This window comes from Terrabacter sp. Ter38 (assembly GCF_024519435.1).
Taxonomy (GTDB): Bacteria; Actinomycetota; Actinomycetes; order Actinomycetales; family Dermatophilaceae; genus Terrabacter.
This window is the reverse complement of the sequence record NZ_JALJRZ010000001.1, coordinates 166,826-193,600: the sequence shown is the minus strand read 5'-3', so window position 1 is coordinate 193,600 and position 26,775 is coordinate 166,826. Positions and strand designations below refer to the sequence as shown.

The 26,775-nt window shown below is 71.1% G+C and carries 27 protein-coding genes; 16 read left to right on the top strand and 11 right to left on the bottom strand.

Features of this window, described 5'->3' with window-relative positions:
• Nucleotides 1-62 precede the first annotated feature (62 nt).
• Together NR112_RS00870 and aat are read left to right on the top strand one after the other, a co-directional pair.
• Complete coding sequence (locus NR112_RS00870; RefSeq protein WP_256792098.1) at nucleotides 63-1,049, top strand: carbohydrate kinase family protein; 987 nt, start codon at nucleotides 63-65, stop codon at nucleotides 1,047-1,049.
• Nucleotides 1,050-1,121: 72 nt separating this feature from the next.
• Entirely contained in the window at nucleotides 1,122-1,796 is a 675-nt protein-coding gene (gene aat, locus NR112_RS00865) for a leucyl/phenylalanyl-tRNA--protein transferase (protein WP_256792097.1), read from the top strand.
• Here the strand turns inward: aat and NR112_RS00860 are convergent.
• Both NR112_RS00860 and NR112_RS00855 read right to left on the bottom strand, forming a co-directional pair.
• Entirely contained in the window at nucleotides 1,765-2,022 is a 258-nt protein-coding gene (locus NR112_RS00860; RefSeq protein WP_256792096.1) for a sulfurtransferase TusA family protein, read from the bottom strand. The genes aat and NR112_RS00860 overlap by 32 nt on opposite strands.
• Nucleotides 2,019-3,257, bottom strand: coding sequence for a cysteine desulfurase family protein (locus tag NR112_RS00855; RefSeq protein WP_374510907.1), 1,239 nt, complete (start codon nucleotides 3,255-3,257; stop codon nucleotides 2,019-2,021). The genes NR112_RS00860 and NR112_RS00855 overlap by 4 nt, the downstream gene beginning before the upstream one ends.
• Before the next feature lie 214 nt (nucleotides 3,258-3,471).
• Between NR112_RS00855 and coxB the strand changes: the two genes are divergently transcribed.
• From coxB to NR112_RS00840, 3 genes are read left to right on the top strand one after another with little or no spacing between them, the layout of a single operon-like run.
• The gene (coxB, locus tag NR112_RS00850) at nucleotides 3,472-4,398 is read left to right on the top strand and encodes a cytochrome c oxidase subunit II (protein ID WP_256792094.1); all 927 of its coding nucleotides are present in this window, start codon (nucleotides 3,472-3,474) and stop codon (nucleotides 4,396-4,398) included.
• A complete protein-coding gene (ctaD, locus tag NR112_RS00845; RefSeq protein WP_374510903.1) occupies nucleotides 4,398-6,167 on the top strand; it encodes a cytochrome c oxidase subunit I in 1,770 nt (589 codons plus the stop codon). Before coxB ends, ctaD begins: the two co-directional genes overlap by 1 nt.
• 5 nt (nucleotides 6,168-6,172) lie before the next feature.
• The gene (locus NR112_RS00840) at nucleotides 6,173-6,574 is read left to right on the top strand and encodes a cytochrome c oxidase subunit 4 (RefSeq protein ID WP_256792093.1); all 402 of its coding nucleotides are present in this window, start codon (nucleotides 6,173-6,175) and stop codon (nucleotides 6,572-6,574) included.
• A gap of 416 nt (nucleotides 6,575-6,990) precedes the next feature.
• On the opposite strand, the gene NR112_RS00835 is transcribed toward NR112_RS00840, so the two are convergent.
• The 5 genes from NR112_RS00835 to NR112_RS00815 form a co-directional block, all read right to left on the bottom strand.
• Nucleotides 6,991-7,341 carry a metallopeptidase family protein gene (locus tag NR112_RS00835; RefSeq protein ID WP_256792092.1) on the bottom strand — a complete coding sequence of 117 codons (351 nt, stop codon included), beginning with the start codon at nucleotides 7,339-7,341 and terminating at the stop codon, nucleotides 6,991-6,993.
• 302 nt (nucleotides 7,342-7,643) lie between these two features.
• A complete protein-coding gene (locus tag NR112_RS00830; RefSeq protein WP_256792091.1) occupies nucleotides 7,644-9,407 on the bottom strand; it encodes a ubiquinol-cytochrome c reductase cytochrome b subunit in 1,764 nt (587 codons plus the stop codon).
• Nucleotides 9,404-10,513, bottom strand: a complete 1,110-nt coding sequence (locus NR112_RS00825; RefSeq protein WP_256792090.1) for a ubiquinol-cytochrome c reductase iron-sulfur subunit — start codon at nucleotides 10,511-10,513, stop codon at nucleotides 9,404-9,406. Before NR112_RS00825 ends, NR112_RS00830 begins: the two co-directional genes overlap by 4 nt.
• A gap of 49 nt (nucleotides 10,514-10,562) precedes the next feature.
• A complete protein-coding gene (locus NR112_RS00820) occupies nucleotides 10,563-11,372 on the bottom strand; it encodes a c-type cytochrome (RefSeq protein WP_256792089.1) in 810 nt (269 codons plus the stop codon).
• A 61-nt stretch (nucleotides 11,373-11,433) separates the two neighbouring features.
• On the bottom strand, nucleotides 11,434-12,096 hold the full coding sequence (locus NR112_RS00815; protein ID WP_374510896.1) for a heme-copper oxidase subunit III: 663 nt from the start codon (nucleotides 12,094-12,096) through the stop codon (nucleotides 11,434-11,436).
• 214 nt (nucleotides 12,097-12,310) lie between these two features.
• Between NR112_RS00815 and NR112_RS00810 the strand changes: the two genes are divergently transcribed.
• Nucleotides 12,311-12,781 (top strand): response regulator, encoded by a 471-nt coding sequence (locus NR112_RS00810; protein ID WP_256792088.1) that lies wholly within the window; start codon nucleotides 12,311-12,313, stop codon nucleotides 12,779-12,781.
• Nucleotides 12,782-12,784: 3 nt separating this feature from the next.
• A complete protein-coding gene (gene trpD / locus NR112_RS00805; protein ID WP_256792087.1) occupies nucleotides 12,785-13,834 on the top strand; it encodes an anthranilate phosphoribosyltransferase in 1,050 nt (349 codons plus the stop codon).
• Nucleotides 13,835-13,923: 89 nt separating this feature from the next.
• Here trpD and NR112_RS00800 read toward each other — a convergent pair whose 3' ends face one another.
• Together NR112_RS00800 and NR112_RS00795 are read right to left on the bottom strand one after the other, a co-directional pair.
• Complete coding sequence (locus tag NR112_RS00800) at nucleotides 13,924-14,208, bottom strand: Lrp/AsnC family transcriptional regulator (protein ID WP_020145466.1); 285 nt, start codon at nucleotides 14,206-14,208, stop codon at nucleotides 13,924-13,926.
• Nucleotides 14,209-14,227: 19 nt separating this feature from the next.
• The gene (locus NR112_RS00795) at nucleotides 14,228-16,027 is read right to left on the bottom strand and encodes a DEDD exonuclease domain-containing protein (protein ID WP_256792086.1); all 1,800 of its coding nucleotides are present in this window, start codon (nucleotides 16,025-16,027) and stop codon (nucleotides 14,228-14,230) included.
• Nucleotides 16,028-16,346: 319 nt separating this feature from the next.
• Between NR112_RS00795 and NR112_RS00790 the strand changes: the two genes are divergently transcribed.
• Complete coding sequence (locus NR112_RS00790) at nucleotides 16,347-16,610, top strand: hypothetical protein (protein ID WP_256792831.1); 264 nt, start codon at nucleotides 16,347-16,349, stop codon at nucleotides 16,608-16,610.
• A 56-nt stretch (nucleotides 16,611-16,666) separates the two neighbouring features.
• A complete protein-coding gene (locus NR112_RS00785; RefSeq protein ID WP_256792085.1) occupies nucleotides 16,667-18,025 on the top strand; it encodes a hypothetical protein in 1,359 nt (452 codons plus the stop codon).
• A 4-nt stretch (nucleotides 18,026-18,029) separates the two neighbouring features.
• On the opposite strand, the gene NR112_RS00780 is transcribed toward NR112_RS00785, so the two are convergent.
• Nucleotides 18,030-19,820, bottom strand: a complete 1,791-nt coding sequence (locus NR112_RS00780) for an AMP-dependent synthetase/ligase (protein ID WP_256792084.1) — start codon at nucleotides 19,818-19,820, stop codon at nucleotides 18,030-18,032.
• Nucleotides 19,821-20,038: 218 nt separating this feature from the next.
• Between NR112_RS00780 and NR112_RS00775 the strand changes: the two genes are divergently transcribed.
• From NR112_RS00775 to NR112_RS00760, 4 genes are read left to right on the top strand one after another with little or no spacing between them, the layout of a single operon-like run.
• Nucleotides 20,039-20,482 (top strand): SRPBCC family protein, encoded by a 444-nt coding sequence (locus NR112_RS00775; protein WP_056781101.1) that lies wholly within the window; start codon nucleotides 20,039-20,041, stop codon nucleotides 20,480-20,482.
• Nucleotides 20,483-20,488: 6 nt separating this feature from the next.
• Nucleotides 20,489-21,097, top strand: coding sequence for a hypothetical protein (locus NR112_RS00770; protein WP_256792083.1), 609 nt, complete (start codon nucleotides 20,489-20,491; stop codon nucleotides 21,095-21,097).
• Entirely contained in the window at nucleotides 21,094-22,062 is a 969-nt protein-coding gene (locus NR112_RS00765) for an ROK family glucokinase (RefSeq protein WP_256792082.1), read from the top strand. Before NR112_RS00770 ends, NR112_RS00765 begins: the two co-directional genes overlap by 4 nt.
• A gap of 48 nt (nucleotides 22,063-22,110) precedes the next feature.
• Nucleotides 22,111-22,794: an endonuclease/exonuclease/phosphatase family protein gene (locus NR112_RS00760; RefSeq protein ID WP_256792081.1), complete on the top strand. Its 684-nt coding sequence runs from the start codon at nucleotides 22,111-22,113 to the stop codon at nucleotides 22,792-22,794.
• 24 nt (nucleotides 22,795-22,818) lie between these two features.
• On the opposite strand, the gene NR112_RS00755 is transcribed toward NR112_RS00760, so the two are convergent.
• Nucleotides 22,819-23,541 (bottom strand): hypothetical protein, encoded by a 723-nt coding sequence (locus NR112_RS00755; RefSeq protein WP_256792080.1) that lies wholly within the window; start codon nucleotides 23,539-23,541, stop codon nucleotides 22,819-22,821.
• 190 nt (nucleotides 23,542-23,731) lie between these two features.
• On the opposite strand from NR112_RS00755, the gene NR112_RS00750 reads away from it, so the two are divergent.
• From NR112_RS00750 to NR112_RS00740, 3 genes are all read left to right on the top strand, one after another.
• The gene (locus NR112_RS00750; RefSeq protein ID WP_256792079.1) at nucleotides 23,732-24,607 is read left to right on the top strand and encodes a 1-acyl-sn-glycerol-3-phosphate acyltransferase; all 876 of its coding nucleotides are present in this window, start codon (nucleotides 23,732-23,734) and stop codon (nucleotides 24,605-24,607) included.
• Nucleotides 24,608-24,737: 130 nt separating this feature from the next.
• The gene (gene macS, locus NR112_RS00745; RefSeq protein ID WP_256792078.1) at nucleotides 24,738-26,045 is read left to right on the top strand and encodes a MacS family sensor histidine kinase; all 1,308 of its coding nucleotides are present in this window, start codon (nucleotides 24,738-24,740) and stop codon (nucleotides 26,043-26,045) included.
• A 17-nt stretch (nucleotides 26,046-26,062) separates the two neighbouring features.
• The gene (locus NR112_RS00740; protein ID WP_256792077.1) at nucleotides 26,063-26,755 is read left to right on the top strand and encodes a response regulator transcription factor; all 693 of its coding nucleotides are present in this window, start codon (nucleotides 26,063-26,065) and stop codon (nucleotides 26,753-26,755) included.
• Nucleotides 26,756-26,775: the final 20 nt, after the last annotated feature.

The following is a 26,775-nucleotide window of genomic DNA, read 5'->3' as shown; positions in this document are numbered from 1 at the left end:
CGCCGTCATCGACCGGCGTCGGCCGGCGTCGGCTCGGCCGCGATCCCGGGTAGGTTCGTGCTGTGCAGATCGCCATCACCGGGTCCATCGCGACCGACCACCTCATGACCTTCGACGGACTCTTCGCCGACTCGCTCGTCGTCGAGCAGCTCGACAAGATCTCGCTGTCGTTCCTCACCTCGGACCTGCAGGTCCGCCGGGGCGGGGTCGCCGCCAACATCGCGTTCGGCATGGCCAACCTCGGTCAGCGTCCGCTGCTCGTCGGTGCGGTCGGTGAGGACTTCACCGACTACCGCAGCTGGCTCGAGCGCCACGGTGTCGACTGCGGCGCGGTGCACTACTCCGAGTCCCAGCACACAGCGCGCTTCATCTGCACGACCGACCGCGACATGGCCCAGATCGCGACGTTCTACGCGGGCGCCATGACCGAAGCTCGCGACATCGAGCTCGCGCCGGTCGCCCAGCGGGTCGGCGGGCTCGACCTCGTCGTCGTCGGCGCCAACGACCCCGAGGCGATGCTGCGCCACTCCGACGAGTGCCGCTCGCGCGGCATCCCGTTCGCGGCCGACCCCTCGCAGCAGCTCGCGTTCTGCGACGGGCCGACCATCGCACGGCTCATCGACGGGGCCGAGTACCTCTTCACCAACGAGTACGAGAGCCACCTCGCCTGCCAGAAGACGGGCTGGAGCGAGGACGAGCTCGCCGACCGCGTCCGCGTGCAGGTCAAGACGCGCGGCAAGGACGGCGTGACGGTGCGCGTGCGCGGTGAGGAGCCCGTCGAGGTCGGGATCGCGCGCGAGGTGCGCAAGGCGGACCCGACCGGCGTCGGTGACGCCTTCCGGGCCGGCTACCTCACCGGTCTCGCCGCCGGTCTTCCGGTCCGGCGCTGCGCCGAGCTCGGCTCGATGCTCGCCACCTACGTCATCGAGACGGTCGGCACGCAGGAGTACGCCCTGGGCAAGGAGCGCTTCCTCGAGCGGCTGGCCGAGGCCTACGGTGCCGAGTGCGCCGAGGAGATCGGGCCCCACATCACCTGCCCACGGCCATGAGGCCGTCGCCGGCCCGGCGCTGACGGTCCTCACGAGCCGCTGAGCAGCCAACCCACGAGAGCGGAGCCGTCAGTGCCCACGCCGCCCCCGTCCACCCCCTGGGACTTCGCGCTCGACCGCGTGCCCCCGGGCGAGGACCTCATCGGCATCGGCGCGGACCTCGACGTCGCGACGCTCTTCGAGGCCTACTCCGTCGGCGTGTTCCCCATGGGGATCGGCGACCACGGCGCGGAGCCCATCGGATGGTGGTCGCCGGACCCGCGCGGCATCCTCCGGCCGCGCGAGCTGCGCGTCAGCCGGTCGCTGCGCAAGGCCGTGGCCCGGTTCGAGGTGCGCGTCGACTCCGACTTCCGCGGGGTCGTCGAGGCCTGCGCGGCGCCGGACCGGGACGGTCGCTGGATCACCCCCGAGATCGTCGACGCCTACGTCGACCTCCACGAGGCGGGTTGGGCCCACTCGGTCGAGACGTGGCTCGACGGCGTGCTCGTCGGCGGCCTCTACGGCGTCGCGATCGGCGGCCTCTTCGCGGGTGAGTCGATGTTCCACCACGAGCGCGACGCCTCGAAGGTCGCGCTCGTCGGCCTGCGCGACCTGCTCATCACCGACGGGGACCCTCGGCGACTCGTCGACGTGCAGTGGCAGACGCCGCACCTGGCCACGCTCGGCGTGCGGGAGGTCCCGCGCGACGAGTACCTCGCGATCCTGCCGACCGTGCTCAGCGCCCCCCTTCCGGCGCGCTGGGGCTGACCACCTCGACGACGTATGCCGTGTGGTCGCCCTCCGCGCGCGCCTCGACGAAGCGGTGGCCGCGCATCCGGCACCAGGCCGGAACGTCGTGGGCGGCGGCGGGGTCGGTCGCCAGGACCGTGACGGTCGCGAGGTCCGGCCGGTCGCGGACGAGGCGGGCGAGCCTGATGACCGGCAGGGGGCAGCGTTCGCCGCGCGCGTCGACGACCGACGGGTCGTCGGTCACAGGTCACCGACCCCGAGCTGGTCGCGCACGGCGCGGACGGTCGGGGCGAGGGCGGCCGTGAAGGCGCTCACGTCGTCGGCGAGGGCGGGGGAGACCGCGGGCAGCGGCAGGGTGACCCGCACGTTGCCGTGGGTCAGGACTCCCATCGCCGCGAGTACGTGGCTCGGCTCCAGCGTGCTCGACGTGCAGGCCGACCCGCTCGCGACGGCGAAGCCGGCCGTGTCGAAGGCGCCGACGACGGACTCGCCGTCGACGTAGAGGCTGGAGAAGGTGACGACGTGCGGGAGCCGGTCGTCCGGGTCGCCGACGACGACGGTGTCGGGCACCGCCGAGGCGGCGCGCCGGATGTCGTCGACGAGCGCGCGCGTCAGCTGGGTGTCCGCGGCCAGCGTGGTAGTCGTCTGCTGCCACGCCTCGGCCGCGGCCAGGGCCAGTGGCACCCACGGCGTGACGTCCGTGCGGCCGTGCTCGACGTCGGCGCGGGCCTCGGACCAGTGCCAGCGCACGCCGTCGCGGACGACGAGGACACCGAGCGGCGGTCCGCCCCACGATCGTGCGTCACCGACGAGGACGTCCCAGTCCGTAGGCACGTCGTCGCGTCCGAGGGACGCCGTGGCGTCGACCACGAGCGGTGTGCCGTGCGCCGCGGCGGCGTCACGGGCCGCCGCGAGAGGCTGACGCGTACCCACCTCGCCGTTCGCGCTCTGCAACGCCGCGACGACGGTGCCGGGCACCGCGAGGGCGCTCCGCCACGCGTCGAGGTCGACCCGCCCCAGCGGGTCGACGGTGACCTCCGCGAACAGGGACGCGTCGTCGCCCGCGGACGCCCGGGCCCGTCCCGGCACGAGTACTGCGGAGTGCTCCACCGCGGAGGCCACGGTGCGCGCCCCGCGTCGGCGGGCGGCATACGCCACCCCGTCGACGGCCCGGGCCAGCGCGGTCGGCCCGCTGGGCAGGAAGCTCACCTCGGAGGGGCGCACCCCCAGACCGGCGGCGACGACCTCGCGGGAGCGGTCGAGCAGGGCCCGGGCCCGGCGGCCCTCGGCGTGCAGGCGGGCGGGATCGGCCCAGCCGACCTCGACCGCGGCCCGCAGGGTGTCGCGTGCGACGGGGTGCATCGGGCCGGACGAGGCGTCGAGCAGCCGCCGCACACCCGGTGACCGGGTCGGCACGACCGTCGACACGGATGCCGTCTCGAGGTCGTGCTGACCATCGTCGGGGAGCCCGCCGGACACCCGCTGGGAGCCCGCCGAAGGGGCTGACTGAGGGGGTCCAACGTTCGTGCCCGGATCGTGACTGACCACTCCGCAACGTTAGCCGCCCCCTGCGGACAGCGTGACGAGAGGGACGGTAGGGTTGCGCCGTGGGCCTTTGACGCCCAGACGGTTTGACGTGAACAGGTTCGACGCGCGCCCTGCGCGCCCACGTACGGAACGAAAGGTGCACCTGGTGCCTGAGCTCGAAGACACCCCAGCGGCGTCGCCGGTGGCGACGACGGTGGTAGGTCCGACCGGGCGGCGACGCACGGGTCTGCGCATCGCCGGGATCGCCGGCGTCGCGGCGCTGGCCCTCAGCGGCTGCCAGGGACACGTGTCCAACGGATACCTGCCCCCTGTGGTTTCCGACACCGGCCAGCGGGTGACCGACCTGTGGATCGGCAGCTGGATCGCCGTGCTCGCCGTGGGCGCCGTCACGTGGGGCCTGATGCTCTACGCCGCCGTCCGCTTCCGCAAGCGCAAGGGCGACGAGACGCTCCCCGTCCAGCTGCGCTACAACGTCCCGATGGAGATGCTCTACACGATCATCCCCGTGTTCATGGTGGCCGTCTTCTTCTACTACACCGCGCGTGACGAGGCCAGGCTCGTCGACACGAGCACGAAGAAGGACCTCACGGTCAGCGTCGTCGCCAAGCAGTGGAGCTGGGACTTCAACTACGTCGACTCCAACGTCCACGAGACCGGCGTCCACACCGAGCTCGACGGCACCGAGGGCAAGCGCGCGCAGATGCCCGTGCTCTACCTGCCGGTCAACAAGCGCGTCGAGTTCGTCCTCAACGCCCGCGACGTGATCCACAGCTTCTGGGTGCCGGCCTTCATGATGAAGATGGACATGCTCCCCGGCAAGACGAACAAGTTCCAGCTGACGCCCACCCAGGTCGGCACGTTCCAGGGCAAGTGCGCCGAGCTCTGCGGGGCCTACCACTCGCAGATGCTCTTCATGGTCAAGGTCGTCCCGCAGGCCGAGTTCGACCAGGAGATGGCCCACCTCAAGGCCATCGGCCAGGAGGGCCTCATCCCGGTCGACGTGAGCCGCGAGAAGATGGTCCAGGCCGACATCGACAAGATCCCCGCACCGGCTCGCACTGGGAGCAACTGATGACCTCCGCAACGTACAACCGTGAGGCGCAGGCCCCGAGCATGACGGCCGCGGCCCGGCCGCGGCTGGCCAAGGGCCAGACCTTCGTCAAGTGGGTCACGACGACCGACCACAAGGTCATCGGCAACCTCTACTTCATCACCTCGTTCGTCTTCTTCCTGCTCGGCGGCCTCATGGCGCTGCTCATCCGCGCCGAGCTGATGGCCCCGGGCCTGCAGATCGTCGACAACCCCGAGCAGTACAACCAGCTCTTCACGATGCACGGCACGATCATGCTGCTGCTCTTCGCGACGCCGCTCTTCGCCGGCTTCGCCAACGCCGTCATGCCGCTGCAGATCGGTGCGCCCGACGTCGCGTTCCCGCGCCTCAACATGTTCGCGTACTGGCTCTACCTCTTCGGTGGCCTCATCGCGTCCATCGGCTTCCTGACGCCCCAGGGCGCTGCCGCGTTCGGCTGGTTCGCCTATGCGCCGCTGTCCGACGTCAGCTACTCGCCCGGCGTCGGCGGTGACCTGTGGGTCTTCGGTCTCGCGCTCGCCGGTTTCGGCACGATCCTCGGTGCCGTCAACTTCATCACGACGATCATCTGCCTGCGCGCGCCCGGCATGACGATGTTCCGCATGCCGATCTTCACGTGGACCGTGCTCATCACCTCGCTGCTCGCGATCCTCGTGTTCCCGATCCTCGCTGCTGCGCTCTTCGCCCTCGGTGGTGACCGGCGCTTCGGGATGCACATCTTCGATGCCGAGAACGGTGGGGCCATGCTCTGGCAGCACCTGTTCTGGTTCTTCGGGCACCCGGAGGTCTACATCATCGCGCTGCCGTTCTTCGGCATCATCAGCGAGGTGCTGCCGGTCTTCTCGCGCAAGCCGATCTTCGGCTACAAGACCCTCGTCTTCGCGACGATCGCCATCGCGGCACTGTCGGCGAGCGTCTGGGCCCACCACATGTACGTCACCGGGCAGGTGCTGCTCCCGTTCTTCGCGGTCATGACGATGCTCATCGCCGTGCCGACGGGCGTGAAGTTCTTCAACTGGATCGGCACCATGTGGGGCGGCAAGGTCGTCATGGCCACGCCGATGCTGTGGGCGATGGGCTTCCTCGTCACGTTCCTCTTCGGTGGTCTGACGGGCATCATCCTGTCCAGCCCGGCGCTCGACTTCCACCTGTCCGACAGCTACTTCGTCGTCGCGCACTTCCACTACACCGTCTTCGGCACCGTCGTCTTCGCGATGTTCTCCGGCTACTACTTCTGGTGGCCCAAGCTGACCGGCCGGATGCTCGACGAGACGCTCGGCAAGATCCACTTCTGGATGCTCTTCATCGGCTTCCACATGACGTTCCTCATCCAGCACTGGCTCGGAGTCGAGGGCATGGCCCGTCGCTACGCCGACTACCTGCCCGAGGAGGGCTTCCAGCTCGCGAACATCGTCTCGAGCGTGGGCGCGTTCCTGCTCGGTGCCTCGATGATCCCGTTCGTCTACAACGTCTGGAAGACGTGGCGCACGGCGCCGCTCGTCGAGTCCGACGACCCGTGGGGCTACGGCGCGTCGCTCGAGTGGGCCACCTCGTGCCCGCCGCCCCGGCACAACTTCACGTCGCTGCCACGCATCCGGTCCGAGCGCCCCGCGTTCGACCTGCACCACCCCGAGTCCGCAACGGGTGTCGCTCCCGTCGCCGACCAGGGCACCCTCGTCCAGGTCATGGGGCCGGCCGACGTGGCCGGTTCCGAGAAGGCCACCGCCAGCACCCAGAAGCGTGAGGACTGACCCCGATGCGCGTCGAGACCAAGCTCTTCCTCTACCTCTTCGTCTTCTTCGTCCCCGTCGTGCTCATGTACGGCTTCTGGTCCAAGTGGGAGGAGCCGATCGGCGTCACGGCGCTGATCCTGACCGCCCTGCTGTTCGCGCTCACCGGCTTCTACCTCTGGATGACCGGCAAGAAGCTGCCGCTGCGTCCCGAGGACAACGTCTCCGGTGAGATCGAGGACGCCGAGGGCAACTACGGCTACTTCGTCGCCAGCTCCTGGACGCCGCTGTGGCTGGCCGGCTCGGGTGCCATCATGTTCGCCGGCCTGGCGATCGGCTGGTGGCTCTTCATCATCGGCGCGGTCTTCGCGGTCGTCGCCGTGTGCCTGTGGGTCTTCGAGTCCTTCTCGGGCGAGTACTCCATCTGATCGACCAGCCTGACGTCGCACGGGCCCCGGTCGTCCACCGGGGCCCTTCGTCGTGCCCGGCCGGAGCGCATCGGGCCGGCAAGACCCCCTGCCAGCCGTGCGACGTGCAGCGGTGAGGAGACGTCATCGCGCACGTGACGACGCGGGCTTCCGGGCCCCGGACAGCGCGAAGGGGAAGGCCGTGGCCTTCCCCTTCGATCCGACCCTGACCTTCACGGTCCGAGCGGCTCGCAGTGCGATCGTGTGGGAGAGAACATCTGAGCACCTCCATCCGATCGGTTGAACGGTTCCTCGACGGTATCCCCGGCCGGCGGCGACGACAAGGGGCGCTCCCGGGTGGAGCGGACAAACTGTCCCGGGTGCGAGACGTCGCGCTGTCGGACGCCGCAGGGCGCCGCGAGGTGCGCTGAGGGACCTCAGCCCCAGCCCAGCTCGTGGAGATGGTCGTCGTCGATGCCGAAGTGGTGGGCCACCTCGTGGACGACGGTGATGGCGATCTCCTCGCGCAGCGCGGCCGCAGTGTCACACATGCGCTCGAGCGGGCCCTGGAAGATCGTGATGCGGTCAGGGAGCGAGCCCGCGTCCCACCAGCCGTCCCGCTCCGTCAACGGGATCCCGTCATAGACCCCGAGCAGGTCGGGATCATCGGGCGGGGGCTCCTGCTCGACGAGGACGACGACGTTGTCCATCGCGCGGGCGAGGTCCTCGGGGATCGAGTCGAGGGCGTCCCCGACCGCCTCCTCGAACTCCGCCTCCGACAGGTGCATGACCCGAGTCTGTCACGCGGGTCATGCCGGACCCGAAGGGTAGGCGTGGCCCGCTCGATGCGACGCTCGAGGACTCACTCCGACGCGGTCGACAGGGGAGTGATGACCATCGTGGGGACGGACAGGGCGGCATTGTCGTTCGGGCACACGGGGGCACGGGTGGTGCGCCCAGCTGCCCTCGACGGCGTCTCAGGCCGTTCTCAGGCCGACCTCTCGGGTCGTGGTGCGTCACCGGACGCCGAGAGGGACCTCCCGCGGCGGGAGGTCCCTCTCGTGTCGGTGTCGCCGGAGGCGATGAGACGTCAGCCGGGCTGCTTGTCGGCCTTGATCGTCTCTCGCTCCTGGCTGGCCCCTGCGGGCTCGATGGCCTCGTGACCACCCTCGGGCGCGGCCGCGTGGGCGTCGTGCTCGTGGTGGGCCGCCTCGAGCTCGGACGGGGTGGCCGGGGGGACGCGGTCGCGGAAGTAGAAGTTCGAGAACTTCGCCCGGAGGCGCTCCTTGCGGGCGACAGGGCTGTCGACGCCGTTGACGTCCTTGCCCGCCGTGAGCTCGAGCGGCTGGTGGGACTCGTGCTGGACCAGGGCCCAGCGCTCGTCGGGGGTGAGCGGAGCGTGGATCTCCTCGAAGCGACCGTCAGCGTGCCGCCAGATGGTGCCCGTCTCGCGGCCGTGGAGGACCTTCTGGCGGTCGGCGCGCTGCAGGCTGAGGCAGATGCGCTTGGTGATCCAGAAGGCGACCGGCGGTGCGACGAAGAAGAGCACACGCAGCGTCTGCGTGATGTCGTTGATCGACAGGTGCAGCTTGATCGCCATGAGGTCGTTGCCGGCAGCGAGGAAGAGCACGACGTACATCGAGATCCCGGCGATGCCGATGGCAGTGCGCGTCGGCGCGTTGCGCGGGCGGTCGAGCAGGTGGTGCTCGCGCTTGTCACCGGTCACCCACGCCTCGACGAAGGGGTAGACGCCGATGATCGTCCACATGAGCGGCAGCAGGACGAGCGAGCCCGGGAAGATGTTCATGCTCCACGTGAAGCCGAACGTCTCGAACTCGAGGAAGCCGGGCAGCAGTCGCAGCGCACCGTCGGCGAAGCCCATGTACCAGTCGGGCTGGGAGCCCGCGGTGATGGGGGAGGGGTCGTAGGGACCGTAGGCCCAGATCGGGTTGATCGTCACGACGGCCGAGATGAGGGCGATGACGCCGAACACGATGAAGAAGAAGCCACCGGCCTTGGCGATGTACACCGGCAGGAGCGGGTAGCCGACGACGTTCTTGTTGGTGCGGCCCGGTCCGGGGAACTGCGTGTGCTTGTGCAGGAAGACGAGCAGGATGTGCGCCGTGAACAGGCCCACGAGGATGGCCGGGATGAGGAGCACGTGCGCGGAGTAGAGGCGCGGGATGATCGCCTCGCCCGGGAAGGCGCCGCCGAAGATGAAGTACGACATGTAGGAGCCGATGACCGGCGCCGACTGGATGAAGCCGTTCATGGCGCGGATACCGGTGCCCGAGAGCAGGTCGTCGGGGAGCGAGTAGCCCGCGAAGCCCTCGATGCAGGCGAGCAGCGACAGGATGGTGCCGAAGACCCAGTTGATCTCACGCGGCTTGCGGAAGGCGCCCGTGAAGAAGACGCGAGCCATGTGGACGAAGACCGACACGACGAAGATCAAGGCGGCCCAGTGGTGGATCTGACGGATGAGCAGACCACCGCGGATGTCGAAGGAGATCCCGAGCGTCGAACGGTAGGCGTCCGACATCGTCACGCCCTGGAGCGGGACGTAGGAGCCGTCGTAGACGACCTGGCTGGCGCTAGGCACGAACCAGAAGGTGAGGAACGCGCCGGTCAGCAGGCAGACGATCATCGAGTACATCGCGATCTCGCCGAGCATGAACGACCAGTGGTCGGGGAAGACCTTCTTGGCGAGGAAGGAGACACCCTTCGCACCGCCGAGGCGGTCATCCATCCACCCCGCGATGCCGCCGAGCGGCTTGGTGGCGGACGCGTGCTCGTCGGCCTGGCGGTCGCCGGCGCGGAGTGCGTCCGCAGGACGAGTCTCGTTGATGGTGCTCATCGCGCACGCTCCCAGAAGCTCGGTCCCACGGGCTCTGCGAAGCCTGCGGGGGCGACGAGGTAGCCCGCGTCGTCGACGGTGATCTTGAGTTGCGGCAGCGGCCGCTTGGCCGGGCCGAAGATGACGGCGCAGTCCTCGGTGAGGTCGAAGGTCGACTGGTGGCACGGGCACAGCAGGTGGTGCGTCTGCTGCTCGTACAGGCCGACCGCGCAGCCCACGTGGGTGCAGATCTTGGAGTAGGCGACGACGCCGTCGACGCCCCAGTCCTTGGCCTTCTGCACCTTGATCAGGTCGGGGTCGAGGCGGATCAGGATGACCGCGGCCTTGGCCTTGGCCTCGAGGACGTGCTTGCCCTCGTCGATGTACTTCTGGAGCGTCTCGGGCATCACGTGGAAGACCGAGCCGGACGTGACCTCGTCGAAGCGGATGGGCGTCATCTCGGGGTCACGCATGAGCCGGATCGGCTTGCCGCCGTTGTCCTTCGGGTCCCAGATGGTGTGCTTGAGCTCCTCGATGTTGGTCGGGCCGAGCGAGCCGGCGACCTGCAGGCCGAGGGGGAGTGCGAAGAGGCCGAGCGCCCCGCCGAGGGAGTACTTCAGGAGCGGGCGGCGGTTGAGCTGCGTCGACGCGACACCCTCGTTGACGACGGCGACGGACTTGGCGCGCTGTTCGGGCGTCGAGGCCTGCTCGTGGCGCTCCTCGACGATCTCCTCGTCGGACATCAGCGTCTTGGCCCAGTGCACGGCGCCGATGCCGATGAGGAAGATGGCGAAGCCGAGAGACAGGCCGAGCACGATGTTCTGGGTCTTGGCGATGCCGATACCCGGGAAGAAGAAGGTCGCCTCGTCGGGGATGGCGAAGTAGCTGACCAGGAAGACGAGCGTGGCCAGCATCGACAGACCGAACATCGTCGCGACCTGGCGCTCGGCGCGCTTGGCCGCCGCGGGGTCGTCGTCAGCGGCGCGGTGCACGTGTGGCGGCAGACCGGGGTTCTCGAACTGGTCCACCCCCCTGATCAGCGAGGCCGGCAGCCGCTCGGTTCCGGCGTTGGACGCCGGGACGAGGGACGTGCTGGTCCCGCGGTCCGTGGTGTCGTTCTCGTTCATCGGGTCGTGGTCCTGTCGTCGTTCGTGATCGAGGCGGTGCGGCGCGGGCTCATGCTGCCTTCTTGCCGAGCCAGACGGCGCAGCCGATGAGGATGCCGAGCGCGAACACCCACGCGAAGAGCCCCTCGGACACCGGGCCGAGGTTGCCCAGCGTGAGGCCGCCGACGTTCGTCTCGTTCTCCTGCGCCTTGAGGTAGGAGATGACCTTCTGCTTCGCCTCGGGCGTCAGGTTCATGTCGTTGAAGACCGGCATCGACTGCGGCCCGGTCACCATGGCCTCGTAGATGTGCTTCGGTGTGGTGCCATCGAGCGCCGGAGCGTACTTGCCCCGGGTCAGGGCGCCGCCCGCGCCGGCGAAGTTGTGGCACATCGCGCAGTTGACGCGGAAGATCTGGCCACCCTCGGCGATGGCCTTGTTGTTCTCCGGCGTGCCCGGCTCGATGACCGTCGTGTACTTCTCCTCCGGGATCGCCGGGCCGGGGGCGAGCGAGGCGACGTAGGCCGCGAGGGCGGAGATCTGGGCGTCGTCGAACTTCACCTTGTTCTGGGGCGCCTGGACGTTCGGGCCGGCGAGCGGCATACGTCCGGTGCCGACCTGGAAGTCGACCGACGCGGCCCCCACGCCGACGAGCGACGGGCCGGACTTCGTGCCCTGGGCGCCGACGCCGTGGCAGGTGGCGCAGTTGGCGATGAAGAGGTCCTTGCCGTGGGCGACGTCGTCGGCGGCCGCCGTGGGCGCCGACGCGTTGGCGTCCTTGGGGGCGAGGAAGGAGTAGGCGCCACCGGTCACGAGGAGGCCGAGCAGCAGCAGCACCGCGATCGCGGCGGGGTGTCGGCGTCGGGCGGCCAAGGCGTTCACTGTGGGTTCCTGTCGTCCATGGAGGTGGGGGTCGGGTGCAGCTGCGCGCTCATGCCGGGGTTCAGCGCAGGATGTAGATGGTCGCGAAGAGCGCGATCCACACGACGTCGACGAAGTGCCAGTAGTACGACGTCACGACGGCGCCCGTGGCGTTGGCGTGCGTGTAGCGCCGCGTCGTGAAGGTGCGGGCGATGATGAGCAGGAAGGCGATCAGACCGCCGGTCACGTGCAGGCCGTGGAAGCCGGTCGCCATGTAGAAGACCGAGCCGTAGGCGTCAGAGCTCAGCGTGACGTTCTCGTGGACGAGCTCGGAGTACTCCATGACCTGGCCGGCGATGAAGAAGGCGCCGAAGAGGTACGTCAGGACGTACCACTCGCGCATGCCCCAGCCCTTGATGTCGAGCAGCTTGCCGGTGCGGGCCTTCTGGCCGCGCTCGGCCTTCCAGACGCCGAGCTGGCACCACACGGAGGAGATGACGAGCACGAGGCAGTTGACGCTCGCGAAGGGCAGGTTGAGCTTCTCGGTCTGCACGGCCCAGAGGTCGCCGCGGACCGACCTGAGCTGGAAGTAGACCGCGAAGAGACCCGCGAAGAACATGAGCTCGCTGGAGAGCCACACGATGGTGCCGACGGCAACCATGTTGGGGCGGGTCGCCGGCCCGTGGTGGGCCGGATTCGCTACTGCGCTTGGAGGAACTGCCGATGCTGTCGCCACGTTGGACATTATTCCCACATTCCTGTCCGGCTGTGCGAGGGACCCCCCGCTTCGGGGGCTTTTCTCGCGCGGGTGTAGAGGATTCGTGACCATTCCGACATGAACCCTGAACAGCCGTGTCGGGGGCCGTCCGGGACCACCCTCCCACGTCCGTCTGACGCGTCGTCTCGCGGGTGGGGAGGTCCGTGCGGTCGGTCGCGACCCGCCCGGTAGCATCGGTCGCATGACCGCCTCGAACGACAGCGCAGCGCAGGCCACGTCCACCGACATCGCGACGACGACCGGTGCGCAGCGGCCGGTGGCGCGGGTCAGCGTGCTGCTCTACAGCGACGACATCACGACCCGTGACGCGGTGCGCGCGGCGGTCGGCCGTCGCCCCGCCAGGGACGTCGAGGTCGTCCGCTGGCACGAGTGCGCGACGGCCGACGCCGTCATCAGCTCGGTCGAGTCCGAGCACTTCGACATCCTGGTCCTGGACGGCGAGGCCGCCAAGGTCGGCGGCCTCGGACTGGCCAAGCAGCTCAAGAACGAGATCTTCGACTGCCCCCCGATCGTCGTGCTCACGGGCCGCCCGCAGGACAGCTGGCTCGCCGCCTGGTCCCAGGCCGACCTGGCCGTCCCGCACCCGCTCGACCCGATCGCGCTGACGTCGGCCATCGCCACGCTCGCGCGTTCGGGCGTGCCCACGGCCTGACGCATGGCGTCCGACGCGACGACCTGGCCTGCCCTGCTGACCGACCTCATCGCCGGTCGTGACCTCGACCGGCCGACGGCCGAGTGGGCCATGGGCCAGATCATGAGCGGGGAGGCCACGCCCTCTCAGGTCGCGGGCTTCCTCATCGGCCTGCGGGCCAAGGGCGAGAGCATCGAGGAGATGCGGGGCCTGTCCGAGCAGATGCTGGCTCATGCGCGGCGGATCGAGGTGCCGGGGCCGAGCCTCGACATCGTCGGCACCGGCGGCGACCGGGCCCACACGGTCAACATCTCGACGATGTCCGCGATGGTGGCGGCGGCTGCCGGCGTGCGTCTCGTCAAGCACGGCAACCGGGCCGCGTCGTCGTCGTCCGGCTCGGCGGACGTGCTCGAGGCCCTCGGTGTGGACCTGTCCCTGCCTCCTGAGCGTGTGGTGGAGGTGGCGTCCGAGGCCGGCATCACCTTCTGCTTCGCCCAGACCTTCCACCCCTCGTTCCGTCACACGGCGGTGCCGCGCCGGGACCTCGGCATCGGGACGGCGTTCAACTTCCTCGGTCCGCTGACCAACCCGGCCCAGCCGACGTATGCCGCCGTGGGCTGCGCGGACGCCCGCATGGCCCCGTTGCTGGCCGGCGTCTTCGCGCACCGCGGCAAGGACGCTGCGGTGTTCCGCGGCGACGACGGTCTCGACGAGGTCACCGTCTCGACGACGACGCACGTCTGGTGGGTCCGCGGAGGCTCGGTCACCGAACACTCCCTCGATCCCACGCGCCTCGGCCTCGAGCTGCACCCGATCGAGGAGCTGCGGGGCGGCGATGCGGCGCACAACGCCGCTGTGGTCCGTGACGTCTTCGCCGGCGCGACGGGAGCCGTCCGGGACGCCGTACTCCTCAACGCCGGGATCGCCCTCGCGCTGACGCGCCCGGACTCGGGAGCGTCGGAGGCTGACTTCGACGGCGACGTGCATGCCGGGATGGACCGTGCGGCCGAGGCCATCGACAGCGGTGCCGCGACCGGCCTCGTCGAACGCTGGGTGGCGGCCACCCGACGCTGAGTCGGTCGGCCGGGTCAGGCGTCCACTGGGCCGTCTCGGCCGGGACCCTCGACGAGACGGGGCCCCGAGACCAGGCCCGCGTCGGTCTGCTACTCGCCCTCGAGCCCGAGACTGAAGGCGGCCTCGAGGTCGTGCGAGGAGTAGGTGCGGAAGGCGATGTGGGTCGACGTGCCGACGATGCCCTGCACCTTGTTGAGCCGGTCGGCGATGACGTCGGCGAACTCCTCGTGCGCCTTGACCCGCACCATGGCGATGAGGTCGGCGTCGCCCGTCACCGAGTAGACCTCCGACACGGCCGGGATGTCGGCGATGGCCTCGGCCACCTCCGGGATGCGGTCGACCTCGCAGCTGATCATGACGATGGCGGTGATCACGGGACCACCCTAGCCGGGCCTACCCCGCGCGACGCAGGCCGCCGCCCCGGCCCGGGCGACCGGCACCGCCGGGCCGGTCGCCGCGCGGGGCGCCGGCACGCGGTCCGGGCACGTCGTGGTCGAACCCGACGACGTCGTGCGCCGATGCGACGGCGGGCTCGAGCTCGCTGCGTACGGAACCTGCGCCCCCGACGGGGCACGTCCAGGTCCCCTCGAGCTCGACGATGCGCACGCCCGGCGCCTCGAGCCAGCGGAGCAGGATCTCCGTCTCCTCGGTGAGCGCGGACGGGCGGTCGGGTGTCGGTGCAGGCACGACCTCGGCCGTGGCCTGCATCGATCTGACGTAGGGCATCGGGTCGGCGCCGCGAGGGCTCACCACGACGCCGGCGAGACGGCCATGGCGGACGGACACGAGCTCCCACCCGCCGACGTCGCTGCGGCGCGCGGCGATGATCTCGGGAGAGCGGACCAGCGGGGCCAGCCGCTGGGCGCGAGCGGCTCCGCGGACGAGCTGAAGGAAGCGGTCGCGCACCCGCGCCGCATCCTCGAACCGTTCCTGCGAGGCCAGCTCCTCGAGGCGGACCCGGAGCAGCTCGGCGCTGGGTCGGGCGTTGCCGGTGAAGATGGCGCGGCACTCGGCGACGACGACGGCGTAGTCCCCCTCTGACTGCGCGCCGGTGCATGGGGCGCCGCACCTGCCCATGTCGGCGAGGGCGCAGGCGGTGCCCCGGCCCGTGAGCCTGCCGGTGCACTGGCGCAACGGGACGACCTCGTGGACGGCGTCGATGGCCGCCTGGGCCGTGGCCCGGGACCGGAACGGCCCGATGTAGTGGGCGTCGTCGTCGCGGACCTGCTTGACGATCGACAGGCGGGGGAAGCGCTCCTGGGTGAGCTTGACCCAGATGACCTTGCGGCCGTCCTTGGACCGCCGGTTGAACCGCGGCTTGTGCTCGTCGATGAGCCGCAGCTCGCGCACCTGGGCCTCGAGCGAGGTCTGGCAGACGACCGGGTGGACGACATGGGCGAGACGCACCATCTCGGCCATCCGGCTGCGTTGCTCCGAGGCCGTGAAGTAGGTGCGCACGCGGGTGCGGATGTCGCGACTCGTGCCGACGTAGAGGACGCGGTCGTTGCCGTCCTTGAAGAGGTAGACGCCGGGGGCGCTGGGCAGAGGATCGGCGAGGAAGCGCTTGCGTCGCTGCGACGGGGTGACCCGAGAGCTGTAGCTCGACAGCTCCTCGAGCGTGTGCACGCCGAGGTTGCCGACGCGTTCGATGAGTCCGTGGAGGACGTCGACCGTGGCTCGGGCGTCGTGCAGAGCCCGGTGGTCGGGTGCCGTCGTGGCGCCGAAGACCTGGGCGAGCGACGAGAGGCGGTGGTTGGGCGACTCGTCGCGCACGACGAGCTGCCGGGCCAGCTGGAGCGTGTCGAGGACCGGGAAGCCGGGCCAGGGAGCGCCGACCCGGGCTGCTGCGGCCTTGAGGAAGCCGATGTCGAACCCCGCGTTGTGGGCGACGAGGACGCTGCCGGCGGCGAACTCGAGGAACGCGGGCAGGGCGCTCTCGATGCGCGGTGCGTCGCGCACCATGGAGTCGGTGATGCCCGTCAGCACGGAGATGAACGCCGGGATGGGCTCGGCCGGGTTGACGAGGGTCTGGAACTCGCCGAGCACCTCGCCGCCGCGCACCTTGACGGCGCCGATCTCGGTGATGCCGCACTGGGCGGGTGAGCCACCGGTGGTCTCGAGGTCCACGACGACGAACGTGACGCCGGCAAGGGGGGTGCCGAGGTCGTCGAACGTCGCCTGGATCGCCTGCATGACCCCGACCGTATGCCGGGGCGCCGACAATGCCTCGGAGGCGCGTCGGCCGCAAGCCCTTCTGGGACAAGGGGGTCGGACGGCATCCGCGCATCGCGGTGCCCCGCTGCGTTCTCGTCCGGCAGGGCTCGACGCGGTCCCGCGATCATCCGGAGGACGCCCGGAGGCGAGTCGACGACCGAGCGTCCCGGGGCAGTGTCAGTGGGGCCACCTAGCGTCTTTCACGACAGATCGCAACGAGAGATGAAGGGGTTGGACCACGATGATGCTCGTCGACTGCCAGACCTGCCCGGTGCGGGACGTCCACTGCGCAGACTGCATGGTGACCGCGCTGACGGCGATCCCGCTGCGTCAGGGCGTCACCGCGCCCGGCGCCGACACGCGGCCCGACCGACCGCGCCCGCTCGACGACCGCCGTGAGGTCGACGGGGTCATGACCGCACCCCTCGACCGCGCGGAGCGACGAGCCGTGTCGGCATTCGTCGCTGCGGGACTCGTCTCCGTGTCCACGGCCAACACGGCCCGGGCCGAGATCGAGCCCGCTGAGGTGGTGACGCACCACCGAGCGCGCCACGCCGTCTGACCCACCCGGGTCACCGGACGGGCCGGCGCAGCAGGTCCGCGTGACACGATGTCGCGGTGTCGAGCACCCGTCGTCGTGGACCTGCGCAGGAGGCCGCCTCGGCGGCGTTGGCCGCGCTGCTGGCCCTGACCCTCACGGCGTGCACGACGGCCGCTCCGGACTCGGGACACCCACCCACCGCAGCACCGGGCGCGACGTCCCCGAGCGGCGACGTCGGTGCCGACACCGAGGTCAGTCCGGAGGCGTGGGCGGCCACCCGTCAGCGGGCGGTGACGCAGCTGCTGCGCGCCCGCTTCGCCGCGGCGGCGCGGTCCGACGAGAGCGGCTGGCTGGCACCCCTGCAGGAGGCGTCGTCCGGGGCGTTGCGCCTGACACAGGCCGCCGTTCTCGACCGCATGACGCGCATGGCGGTGGAGAGCATCCGGCTCGTCGGCGTCCGCGAGACCACTGCGCCGGTTCCGGCATCGCGGGGGACCACGGTCGAGTGGGACGTCAGGGCGAGCCTCACCTACCGGCTTCGCGGCTTCGACGCGCGTCCGCGGTCCTTCGACCTCGACCTCACCTTCAAGGCTGACCCCGGCCGCCCCGGAGGTCTGGCCATCACGGCGTCAAGCCCCTCCGGGCGCCCGCAGCCCTGGGATCTCGCGGGCCTCGTCGTCCGGAGGTCGGACACCGCGCTGGTGCTGGCCGTCGGCGACGCCGACCGGGTGCAGGAGGTCGTCCGTCGGGCGCGCACGGCGGCCTCGCGGGTCGCGAGCGTGTGGGGAGAGGTGCGGCCGGCGGTCTGGATCGCCCCGGCCACCGATGCCGACGCCGCCCGGTTGCTCGGACGCACGGCCGGCGACCTCGACGGCGTCGCCGCCGCCACGGACGGTCCGCTGACGCCGGGGGAGAGAGCCGGCGCAGACCGCATCGTCCTCGTCCCGGGAGCGTGGGCCTCCCTTCGTCCGGAAGGCCGCGACGTCGTCATGACGCACGAGCTGACCCATGTCGCCGTGCGGGCCTCCACGACACGGGCCGTACCCCTCTGGCTGTCCGAGGGGTTCGCCGAGCTCGTCGCGTACGAGCCCGTCGACCTGCCGGAGGCGACCATCGTCGCTCCCGCGCTCGATCGTGTGCGAGCATCCGGCCTGCCTCAGGCACTGCCGGCAGACGCGGACTTCGACCCGGGCACCCACGCGCTCGCGGCGGCATACGGCCTCTCGCTGCTGGCCCTGCGCACCCTCGCGGACGCGCACGGCACCCAGGCCGTCGTCCGTCTCTACCGGGCCGCGGCCGGCGGGCTCGACGTCCCGACCTCCCGGCTCGAGGACCGGGAGGCAGCCGTCGACGCCGCCCTGCACAGCATGACCGGGACGACCCGAGCAGCCCTCGTGGAGGACTGGCAGGCGCGCATCCGCGACCTGCTCCGCTGAGCCCTCAGGCGTAGAGCTTCTCGACCTCGTCGGCGTAGTCCTTCATGACGACGTTGCGCTTGAGCTTGAGCGACGGCGTCAGGTAGCCGTTGGCCTCGGTGAAGTCGCCGGGGAGCACCGCGAACTTGCGGATCGACTCGGCCTTGGAGACCGCCTCGTTGGCCCGGTCGACGGCCTCCTGCAGCGCCTCGAGCACCTTCGGGTCGGTGCGGGCCTGGTCGAGCGACACTCCCTCGACGCCGTGCGTCTTGGCCCAGAGCGGCCACATCTCGTCGTCGAGCGTCACGAGGACGGCGACGAAGGGCTTCTGGTCGCCGACGACGATGCACTGCGAGACGAGCGGGTGCGCGCGGAGGCGGTCCTCGAGCACAGCGGGGGCGACGTTCTTGCCGCCCGCCGTCACGAGGATCTCCTTCTTGCGGCCGGTGATCCGCAGGTAGCCGTCGTCGTCCATCTCGCCGAGGTCGCCGGTGTGGAACCATCCGTCGACGATGGCGTCTGCGGTCGCGGTCGGGTTGTCGTGGTAGGCGGAGAAGACGCCGACACCCTTGAGGAGGATCTCGCCGTCCTCGGCGATCCGGACGCCCGTGCCCGGCAACGGCGGTCCTACGGTGCCGATCTTGATCTTGTCGGGCGTGTTGACCGCGACGGGCGCAGTCGTCTCGGTGAGGCCGTAGCCCTCGAGGATGACGACCCCGATGCCCCGGTAGAAGTGGCCGAGGCGCGTGCCGAGGGGCGCCCCGCCGGACACGGCGTAGCGCACGTGCCCGCCCATGGCTGCGCGCAGCTTGCCGTAGACGAGACGGTCGAAGACCGCGTGCTGGACCCGCAGCCCGAGGCCGGGTCGGCCGGCGTCGAGGGCCTCGCTGTAGGCGATCGCGACGGTGGCCGCGCGCAGGAAGATCTTGCCCTTGCCCTCGGAGGACGCCTTGGCCTCGGCCGAGTTGAAGATCTTCTCGAAGACGCGGGGGACGGCGAGCACGAAGGTCGGCTGGAAGCCGGCGAAGTCGTCGAGCAGCGTCTTGATGTCGGCCGAGTGGCCCATCCGTGCGCGACCCTCGACGCAGAGCACCTCGATGAAGCGCGCGAAGACGTGCGCGAGAGGCAGGAAGAGCAGGGTGGAGGCGTTCTCGGTGAGGACGACCGGGCCGAGCTTCTCGATGGCGTTCTCGGCGAGGTCGAGGAAGTTGCCGTGGGTCAGCTCGCAACCCTTGGGCCGGCCCGTCGTGCCGGAGGTGTAGATGATCGTGGCGACGGCCGCGCGGTCGAGTCCGGCGCGGCGGGCCGCCAGATCGGCGTCCGAGACCTCGCGGCCCTTCTCGCGGAGGGCGTCGAGACCTCCGGCGTCGATGGTGACCACGTCGCGGAGCGACGGTAGCTCGCCCCGGACCTGGTCGACGACCGAGCGGTGCGCGTCGGTCTCGACGACGACGACGTGCGCGTCGGAGTCCGAGAGGATCCACTGGACCTGCTCGGCGGAGGAGGTCTCGTAGATCGGCACGACCACGGCACCGGCGCTCCACGTGGCGAAGTCGACGAGGGTCCACTCGTAGCGCGTGCGCGACATGAGGGCCACCCGGTCGCCGGGCTGGAGGCCGTCGGCGATGAGCCCCTTGGCGACGGCCGCGACGTCGTCGGCGAACTGGGACCACGTCACGTGCGTCCAGCCCCCGGAGGGAGTCTTCCGGGAGAACGCGGTCTCGCTCGCGTTCTCCGCGGCGTTGCGCACGGGGAGGTCGGCGAGGCTTCCCTCCGTCGTGACGGGGGCGAGTGGTGCGACGACGTTGTCCTTCACTGTCACTCCTGATGGCGGGGCGGGAACTGTGCTGCACCTTACCGATCGGTAACCGCGCGGACCACGTCAGCATGATCACAGGGCGGGCTCCGCGGTCGGGCGTGCCGCCCCTCGGCGCAGGGCTGCCGTCGTCCCCATCTTGGCACGCGGCCGACACGGGGTGACACCGGCGTTGACAACCGCGGTCGGCCTGCTGGCGACGCGATAGCCTTCGGCGCATGGCCGATCGCACCGAGTCCTCCATCGTCATCGACGCCCCGCCCGGCGAGGTGCTCGACGTCATCGCGGACTTCGAGGCCTACCCCGAGTGGGCGGGCGAGGTGAAGGACGTCACCGTGCTCGCCGAGGAGGGCGACGGCTGGGCCGACCAGGTCCAGTTCACGCTCGACGCGGGGGCCATCAAGGACACCTACGTCCTGGACTACGAGTGGGACGTCGTCGAGGACGGCACCGGCGTCGTCTCGTGGTCGCTCGTCTCCGCGCAGGTGCTCAAGGCGATGAACGGCTCCTACACCCTCGCCGGCGACGGCGACGGCACGAAGGTCACGTACCGTCTTTCCGTCGACGTCAAGATCCCCATGATCGGGCTGCTCAAGCGCAAGGCGGAGAAGGTCATCGTCGACACCGCGCTCAAGGAGCTGAAGAAGCGCGTCGAGGCCTGACGGACCGTGACCCCGAACGACGGTCCCGACGCGGCCCCTGCCGCCCCCGACCAGCCCCACCGGCCCGACGCCGACGGGACGTCGCGCCCTGCCGACGCGCCTCCCGGCAGCGTCGCGGCAGAGGCTGCGCTGCTCGTCGACCTGCTCTCCCGCCGCACCTGGTCGGGAGGCTCGCGTATGCCGTCCGGTGACTCCCGCGCTGAGCGTGCGGGCGGTGCAGCGCACGGCCACGGGCACGCCCCAGGCCCGGCGTCGGCGACGCGTGACCAGACGGGCCCGGAGGCAGCGCGTCGAGCCGACGGGCCGGTGGGGGAGTGCACGTGCGGGGGCACGACGCCCGCCGCGTGCCGCGCGTGCCCCGTCTGCCAGCTCATCGCCTTCGTCCAACAGGTCAATCCCGACACCATCGAGAAGGTCGCCGACTTCGTCGGCTTCGCGGCCACGGCCCTGCGCGACCTCGCGACGGCGCAGCGGGAGCGGCACGCCGAGCCTGCGCCCGAGGGTGACAGCGACAGCGACGACGCACGCCCGAGCACCGACACCGACATCGACGCCGACGACATCGACGCCGACGACAACGGCGCCGACGACAACGGCCCCGGAGGCAGCGCGTGAGCAGGCGTCTCGCGATCGGCATCGACATCGGCGGCACGAAGGTCGCAGGTGGCGTCGTCGACGAGTCGGGCGTCATCACCCATCGCACGCGTCGTGACACCCCCCACCGCTCCACGTCTCCGGCCGTCGTCGAGAACACCATCGTCGAGTCGGTCGAGGAGCTGCTCGGCCACGTGGACGCCGACGACGTCGTGGCCGTCGGCATCGGCGCCGCGGGCTTCGTCGCCGAGGACCGCGCGACCGTCGTCTTCGCGCCGCACCTGTCCTGGCGCAACGAGCCCCTGCGTGACGCGCTGTCACAGCGCATCGCCCTGCCGATCACCGTCGACAACGACGCCAATGCGGCGGCGTGGGCCGAGGCGACCTTCGGTGCCGCCCGCGGTGAGTCGCACGTCGTCGTCATCACGCTCGGCACGGGCATCGGCGGCGCCCTCATCATCGACGGCAACGTCCAACGCGGGCGGCACGGCATCGCCGGCGAGTTCGGCCACATGCAGATCGTGCCGGGCGGCGCACGCTGCGAGTGCGGCAACCGGGGCTGTTGGGAGCAGTACGCCAGCGGCAACGCGCTCGTGCGCGAGGCTCGCGCCATGATCGAGGCTGGGTCGCCCGTCGTCGCCGACCTGCTCGCCCGCCTCGGCGGCGACGCCAACGCGCTGACCGGTCCCTTCATCACCGAGGCCGCCCGCGAGGGCGACCCCACCGCGCGCGAGCTGCTCGCCGACATCGGCGAATGGCTCGGCATCGGAATGGCCAACCTGGCCTCGGCCTTCGATCCGGGCCTCTTCGTCATCGGCGGCGGCGTGAGCGCGGCCGACGAGATGCTCATCGGTCCGGCCCGCGAGGCCTTCCGTCGGCAGCTCCCGGGTCGCGGCTACCGGCCGGAGGCGCGGATCGTGCGCGCCGTGCTCGGCAGCGACGCGGGTCTCATCGGCGCCGCCGAGCTCGCGCGCGCCGGCCGCTGAGCCATGGCCGCGCGGCCCGGGGGCCGACCGGAGCACGTGCTGCGGGTCATGAGCTACAACGTCCACGACCTGCTCGACGACCGGGCAGCCGCGGCACGGGTGGTGCGTGCGGTCGCCCCTGACGTGCTGTGCCTCCAGGAGGTCCCGCGCCGGCTCACGACGGAGCTCCGCCTCCCGCCGTTCGCGCGTGACTGCCGGCTGCACTGGCACCGGGGGCGCCTCGGCACGGGTGGGACCGCGGTCCTGACGGCCGAACGGGTGGTCGTCCACGGCACGGCGCGTGGCCGTCTGTCGGTCCGGTTCCCCGACCGCACGCGAGGGTATGCCGCCGCGACCGTCTCGATCCCGGCAGGCGGTCCGTCGCGTCGTGCCGTCACCGTCGTCAGCGTGCACCTCGGGCTGCGCGCCTCCGAGCGGGAGCGGCATGCGGCCGCCGTGCTCGCCGGTCTCACCCGACTCGGTGGGCTCGACGACCGGGCCGTCATCGCAGGGGACCTCAACGAGGGACCCGGCGGGACGGCATACGCGATGTTCGCCGAGCACCACCCACCGGTGTCCGGCGCCGTGCCGACGTTTCCCGCGCTCGGCCCGACGACCTCCCTCGACGTCGTCTTCGCCGGGCCGGGACTCCGGGTCGTCGAATCGGCCGAGACCGTCGTGGACGAGGCTGACCTCGAAGTGGGGTCGGACCACCGACCGGTCTGGGTCGACCTGGACCTCGGGTCCGACTGACGCGTCGGACCGCCTCGCGAGCGGTCAGACGCGGGTGCCGTCGTCGAACGGGTCGCGCTCGGTGCCGCCCCGCAGGACGAGCAGCACGAAGCCGACGACGACCATGGTCAGGGCCGTCACGACCCACCAGCCGCTGCCGTCACGGTCGAAGAAGAGGACGTAGAGCAGCAGCAGCGGGCCACCGACGAGACCGCCGACGATCGCCCAGAACATCGGGTCGGTCTCGGCCGACGGGAGGTCGATCTCGGAGGGTGGGACGAAGTGGTCGTCGCCGTCGGACGCGTCGTCGGCGCGGCGGGACGTGGGCCCGCGCCACTCGTGGGACGTCGTCGGGGCGATCGGCAGCTCGAGCAGACCGGACGACCCCGATGGGTTCGACGCGCCGGCCCCGGGCTGTTGCGGCGGCGCCGCCGGGTCGGTGCCCCGGCCGGCCTGCGGGCGCTCCACGGACGAGGGCTCCACGGACGAGGGTGGGGCGTCCGGTGCCGACGGCGGACCGGGCTCGTCGGCCGTGTCGGCCTCCGTCAGCGAGACCGACGGTGGCGCGGGGTCGGCGACCTGCTCGGCTGCCTGGTCTGCCGCCTGGTCTGCCGCCTGGTCTGCCGACTGGTCTGCCCCCTGGTCTGCCCCGTGGTCTGCCCCGTGGTCGGACGACGCGGCGGGGTCACGACGCTGCGGCTCGGGGGCCTCGTCGTCCCACCCCGCGATGATCCGCGCGAACTCCGCGTCCAGGTCGCGGTCACTCATCGTCGGCTCCGGGCGACCGTCGTGCTGCGGTGCCGGGAGGACATGCCGAAGCCCGCTGGGGCGTCGGGACGGACCGTCACGGTGGGGCTCCTCGGGCGAAGCGGCTGGACCTGCTTGATCCTCGCATGCGCCGCTGTCAGTGCGCGAGTGTCGTAGAGTTCGAGCCGTCACAGACGGAAGGCGGACACGGTTGTTCTACTGGTTCCTCAAGACGATCGTCATCGGGCCGATCATCAAGCTCCTCTTCCGTCCGTGGGTGGAGGGGGAGGAGAACATCCCCGAGGAGGGTGCCGCGATCTTCGCGAGCAACCATCTGTCCTTCTCCGACTCGATCTTCCTCCCGCTCGTCGTGTCCCGCCGTGTCACGTTCCTCGCCAAGAGCGACTACTTCACCGGGCGCGGCATCAAGGGCCGCCTCACCGCGGCGTTCTTCAAGGGCGTGGGGCAGCTGCCCGTCGACCGGTCGGGCGGCAAGGCGAGCAACGCGGCGCTGACGTCGGGCCTGAAGGTCCTGCGCCGCGGTGACCTGCTCGGCATCTACCCCGAAGGCACCCGCTCGCCCGACGGCCGCCTCTACCGCGGCCGCACCGGCGTGGCCCGGATGGCGCTCGAGGGCAAGGTCACGGTCATCCCCGTCGCGATGATCGGCACCGACAAGGCGCAGCCCACCGGCAAGGTCATCCCGCGGATCATGCGGGTCGGCGTGCGCGTCGGCAAGCCGCTCGACTTCTCGCGCTACGAGGGCATGGAGGACGACCGCTTCGTCCTGCGCTCGATCACCGACGAGATCATGTACGAGCTGATGCTCCTGTCGGGCCAGGAGTACGTCGACATGTACGCCACGTCGATGAAGGACCGGCTCGTCTCCGCGGCCCGAGCCAAGGCCCGGGAGCTGCAGGAGGCCGCCAAGCCCGGTAGCGCCGCACCTGAGCTGGAAGAGGCGCTCGACGCCGCCGAGGGCAAGGCTCGGTCGGCCCGGGCCACCGAATCGGGCGGAGCCGCCTCGGCCTCCGACGACGACGGCGCCGACGACGACGGCGACGCTCCCGTCGTGGCGGCGTCCTGACGTCATGGCGCGCACGCGCCACGGCGCCGGCCCGGAGCATGACGGTGACCCCGACGGTGACCCCGACGGTGACGCTGACGGTGACCCTCACGGTGTGCCGAGCGGCGTGCCAGACCGTAGGCAGGGCGGGATGCCCGGAGGCCCGGACACCGACCTGATCCCGGCTCCGGCGCCGCTGTCCGACAACGAGCTCCCGGCCGTCGTCTCGGCGCCGACGGTGGCCGTGCTCGACGACGAGCACGCCATCGTGCGCGGGCTGTGGCGCGGTATCGACGTCTTCCGGTGCCTCGCCCTGGCGTATGCCGTGTGGTCGGTCTGGGAGCGTCACGAGGAGATCGCGCACCTCGACGGGGCGGTCGCCGTCCTCGGGGTCCTCGCCGGCTGGACGCTTGCCGTCACGCTGAGGCCGGTGCGCACCGTCCGCGCCTACACCGTCGAGCTCGCCATCGGCTGCTCCGCGATCCTCGCGACCCGGCTCGTCGACGACCCCGACGTCATCACCGCCGGCGCCAAGACCATCCCCTCGATCTGGCCGACCGCGGCCGTCATCGGGTTCGCGGTGCTGCGGGGCTGGCGGGGCGGTCTTGCCGCCGCCTCCCTCGTCGCCGCGTGCTCCTTCGTCGAGGTGGTCGAGCCGACTCCCAACACGATCAGCAACTCGATCTTCGGGCTCCTGCTCGGCGGCTGCATCGGCTACTGCGTCGACCTGGCCCGCTCGAGCCACGCGGCGCTCGCCGAGGCCATGCGGCTCGACGCCGCCCGCGCCGAGCGGGACCGGCTCGCGCGGACCGTGCACGACGGGGTGCTCCAGACCCTCGCCTTCATCAACCGCCGGGCGACCGACCTCGGCGGGGAGGCGGCGCGGCTCGGTGCGATGGCCGGCGAGCAGGAGCGGATCCTGCGCACTCTCGTGAGCCAGACGGACCTCGCCGAGGTGGACCGCGCCGTCAGCGGTGACGCCGACCTGCGCGCCCTGCTGCGCCACGTCGAGGGCGACGGCGTCCAGCTCGTCTCACCCGCCGACGCCGTCCTCCTGCCACGAAGGGTCGCCGACGAGGTCGTCGCCGCCGTCGAGGCAGCCCTCGACAACGTCCGGCAGCACGCCGGTGACGACGCCCGGGCGTGGGTGCTGCTCGACGACGACGGTGACGTGGTCGCCGTGACGATCCGCGACTCCGGTCGAGGTGTTGCGCACGGTCGCCTCGAGGAGGCCGTCGGGCAGGGCCGTCTCGGTGTCTCGTCGAGCATCCTCGGACGCCTCGCCGACCTGGGGGGCACCGCGACCGTCACGTCCGGGGCTTCCGGTGGGACGACCGTCGAGCTGCGGATCCCCAATCGCCGGACGACACGTCTCACCAACCGGCACCATGGACGCCGGACGCCCGCGACGACCGAACGCGGGCCGCAGGCCCGCACCCAGGGACGAGGAGCATCGTGAGGGATCAGGAGGACGCCATGCCGCAGCAGGGGAGCAGCACGCCGCCCGAGCACGTCCGGGTCGTCGTCGCCGACGACCACCCGATGTGGCGCGACGCCGTCGCCCGTGACCTCGCCGACGCCGGATTCGAGGTCCTCGCGACCGCCGACGACGGCCGGTCCGCCGTGGCACGCACCCGGGCCACGGTCCCCGACGTCCTCGTCCTCGACCTCAACCTCCCGGGCCTGTCCGGCGCCGAGGTCTGCGCCGCCCTCGCCGCGGCGCAGGTGCCGACCCGCATCCTCATCCTCTCGGCGAGCGGGGACCACCAGGACGTCCTCGACGCGGTCAAGGCCGGCGCGCTCGGCTACCTCGTCAAGTCGGCCGGACGTGAGGAGTTCCTCGCCGCGGTGCGGGCCACGGCCGCAGGGGAGCCGGTCTTCACCGCCGGCCTCGCGGGTCTCGTCCTCGGCGAGTTCCGGCGCGTCAAGGCCGCGGGTGGAGGCACCTCGGAGCGGCCCGTCCCGGAGCTGACCGACCGCGAGACCGAGATCCTCAAGTACGTCGCGACGGGCATGGGCTACAAGGAGATCGCAGCGACGCTGTTCCTCTCGCACCGCACCGTGCAGAACCACGTGCAGAACATCTTCGGCAAGCTCCAGATGCACAACCGCGTCGAGCTCGTCCGCTTCGCGATGGAGCGCGGTCTCGACCTCGGCGACCAGACGTGACCGGTGTGGACCCGGGCTGA

What these genes read in the sequence shown, in the direction of transcription:
- NR112_RS00830 (WP_256792091.1), bottom strand. Translation starts at nt 9,407, where the DNA reads ATGAGCACCATCAACGAGACTCGTCCTGCGGACGCACTCCGCGCCGGC.
- NR112_RS00835 (WP_256792092.1), bottom strand. Translation starts at nt 7,341, where the DNA reads ATGCACCTGTCGGAGGCGGAGTTCGAGGAGGCGGTCGGGGACGCCCTC.
- NR112_RS00795 (WP_256792086.1), bottom strand. Translation starts at nt 16,027, where the DNA reads ATGCAGGCGATCCAGGCGACGTTCGACGACCTCGGCACCCCCCTTGCC.
- NR112_RS00815 (WP_374510896.1), bottom strand. Translation starts at nt 12,096, where the DNA reads ATGTCCAACGTGGCGACAGCATCGGCAGTTCCTCCAAGCGCAGTAGCG.
- ctaD (WP_374510903.1), top strand. Translation starts at nt 4,398, where the DNA reads ATGACCTCCGCAACGTACAACCGTGAGGCGCAGGCCCCGAGCATGACG.
- NR112_RS00825 (WP_256792090.1), bottom strand. Translation starts at nt 10,513, where the DNA reads ATGAACGAGAACGACACCACGGACCGCGGGACCAGCACGTCCCTCGTC.
- NR112_RS00755 (WP_256792080.1), bottom strand. Translation starts at nt 23,541, where the DNA reads ATGAGTGACCGCGACCTGGACGCGGAGTTCGCGCGGATCATCGCGGGG.
- trpD (WP_256792087.1), top strand. Translation starts at nt 12,785, where the DNA reads ATGGCGTCCGACGCGACGACCTGGCCTGCCCTGCTGACCGACCTCATC.
- NR112_RS00840 (WP_256792093.1), top strand. Translation starts at nt 6,173, where the DNA reads ATGCGCGTCGAGACCAAGCTCTTCCTCTACCTCTTCGTCTTCTTCGTC.
- NR112_RS00790 (WP_256792831.1), top strand. Translation starts at nt 16,347, where the DNA reads ATGGTGACCGCGCTGACGGCGATCCCGCTGCGTCAGGGCGTCACCGCG.
- macS (WP_256792078.1), top strand. Translation starts at nt 24,738, where the DNA reads ATGCCCGGAGGCCCGGACACCGACCTGATCCCGGCTCCGGCGCCGCTG.
- NR112_RS00740 (WP_256792077.1), top strand. Translation starts at nt 26,063, where the DNA reads ATGCCGCAGCAGGGGAGCAGCACGCCGCCCGAGCACGTCCGGGTCGTC.
- NR112_RS00775 (WP_056781101.1), top strand. Translation starts at nt 20,039, where the DNA reads ATGGCCGATCGCACCGAGTCCTCCATCGTCATCGACGCCCCGCCCGGC.
- NR112_RS00760 (WP_256792081.1), top strand. Translation starts at nt 22,111, where the DNA reads ATGAGCTACAACGTCCACGACCTGCTCGACGACCGGGCAGCCGCGGCA.
- NR112_RS00810 (WP_256792088.1), top strand. Translation starts at nt 12,311, where the DNA reads ATGACCGCCTCGAACGACAGCGCAGCGCAGGCCACGTCCACCGACATC.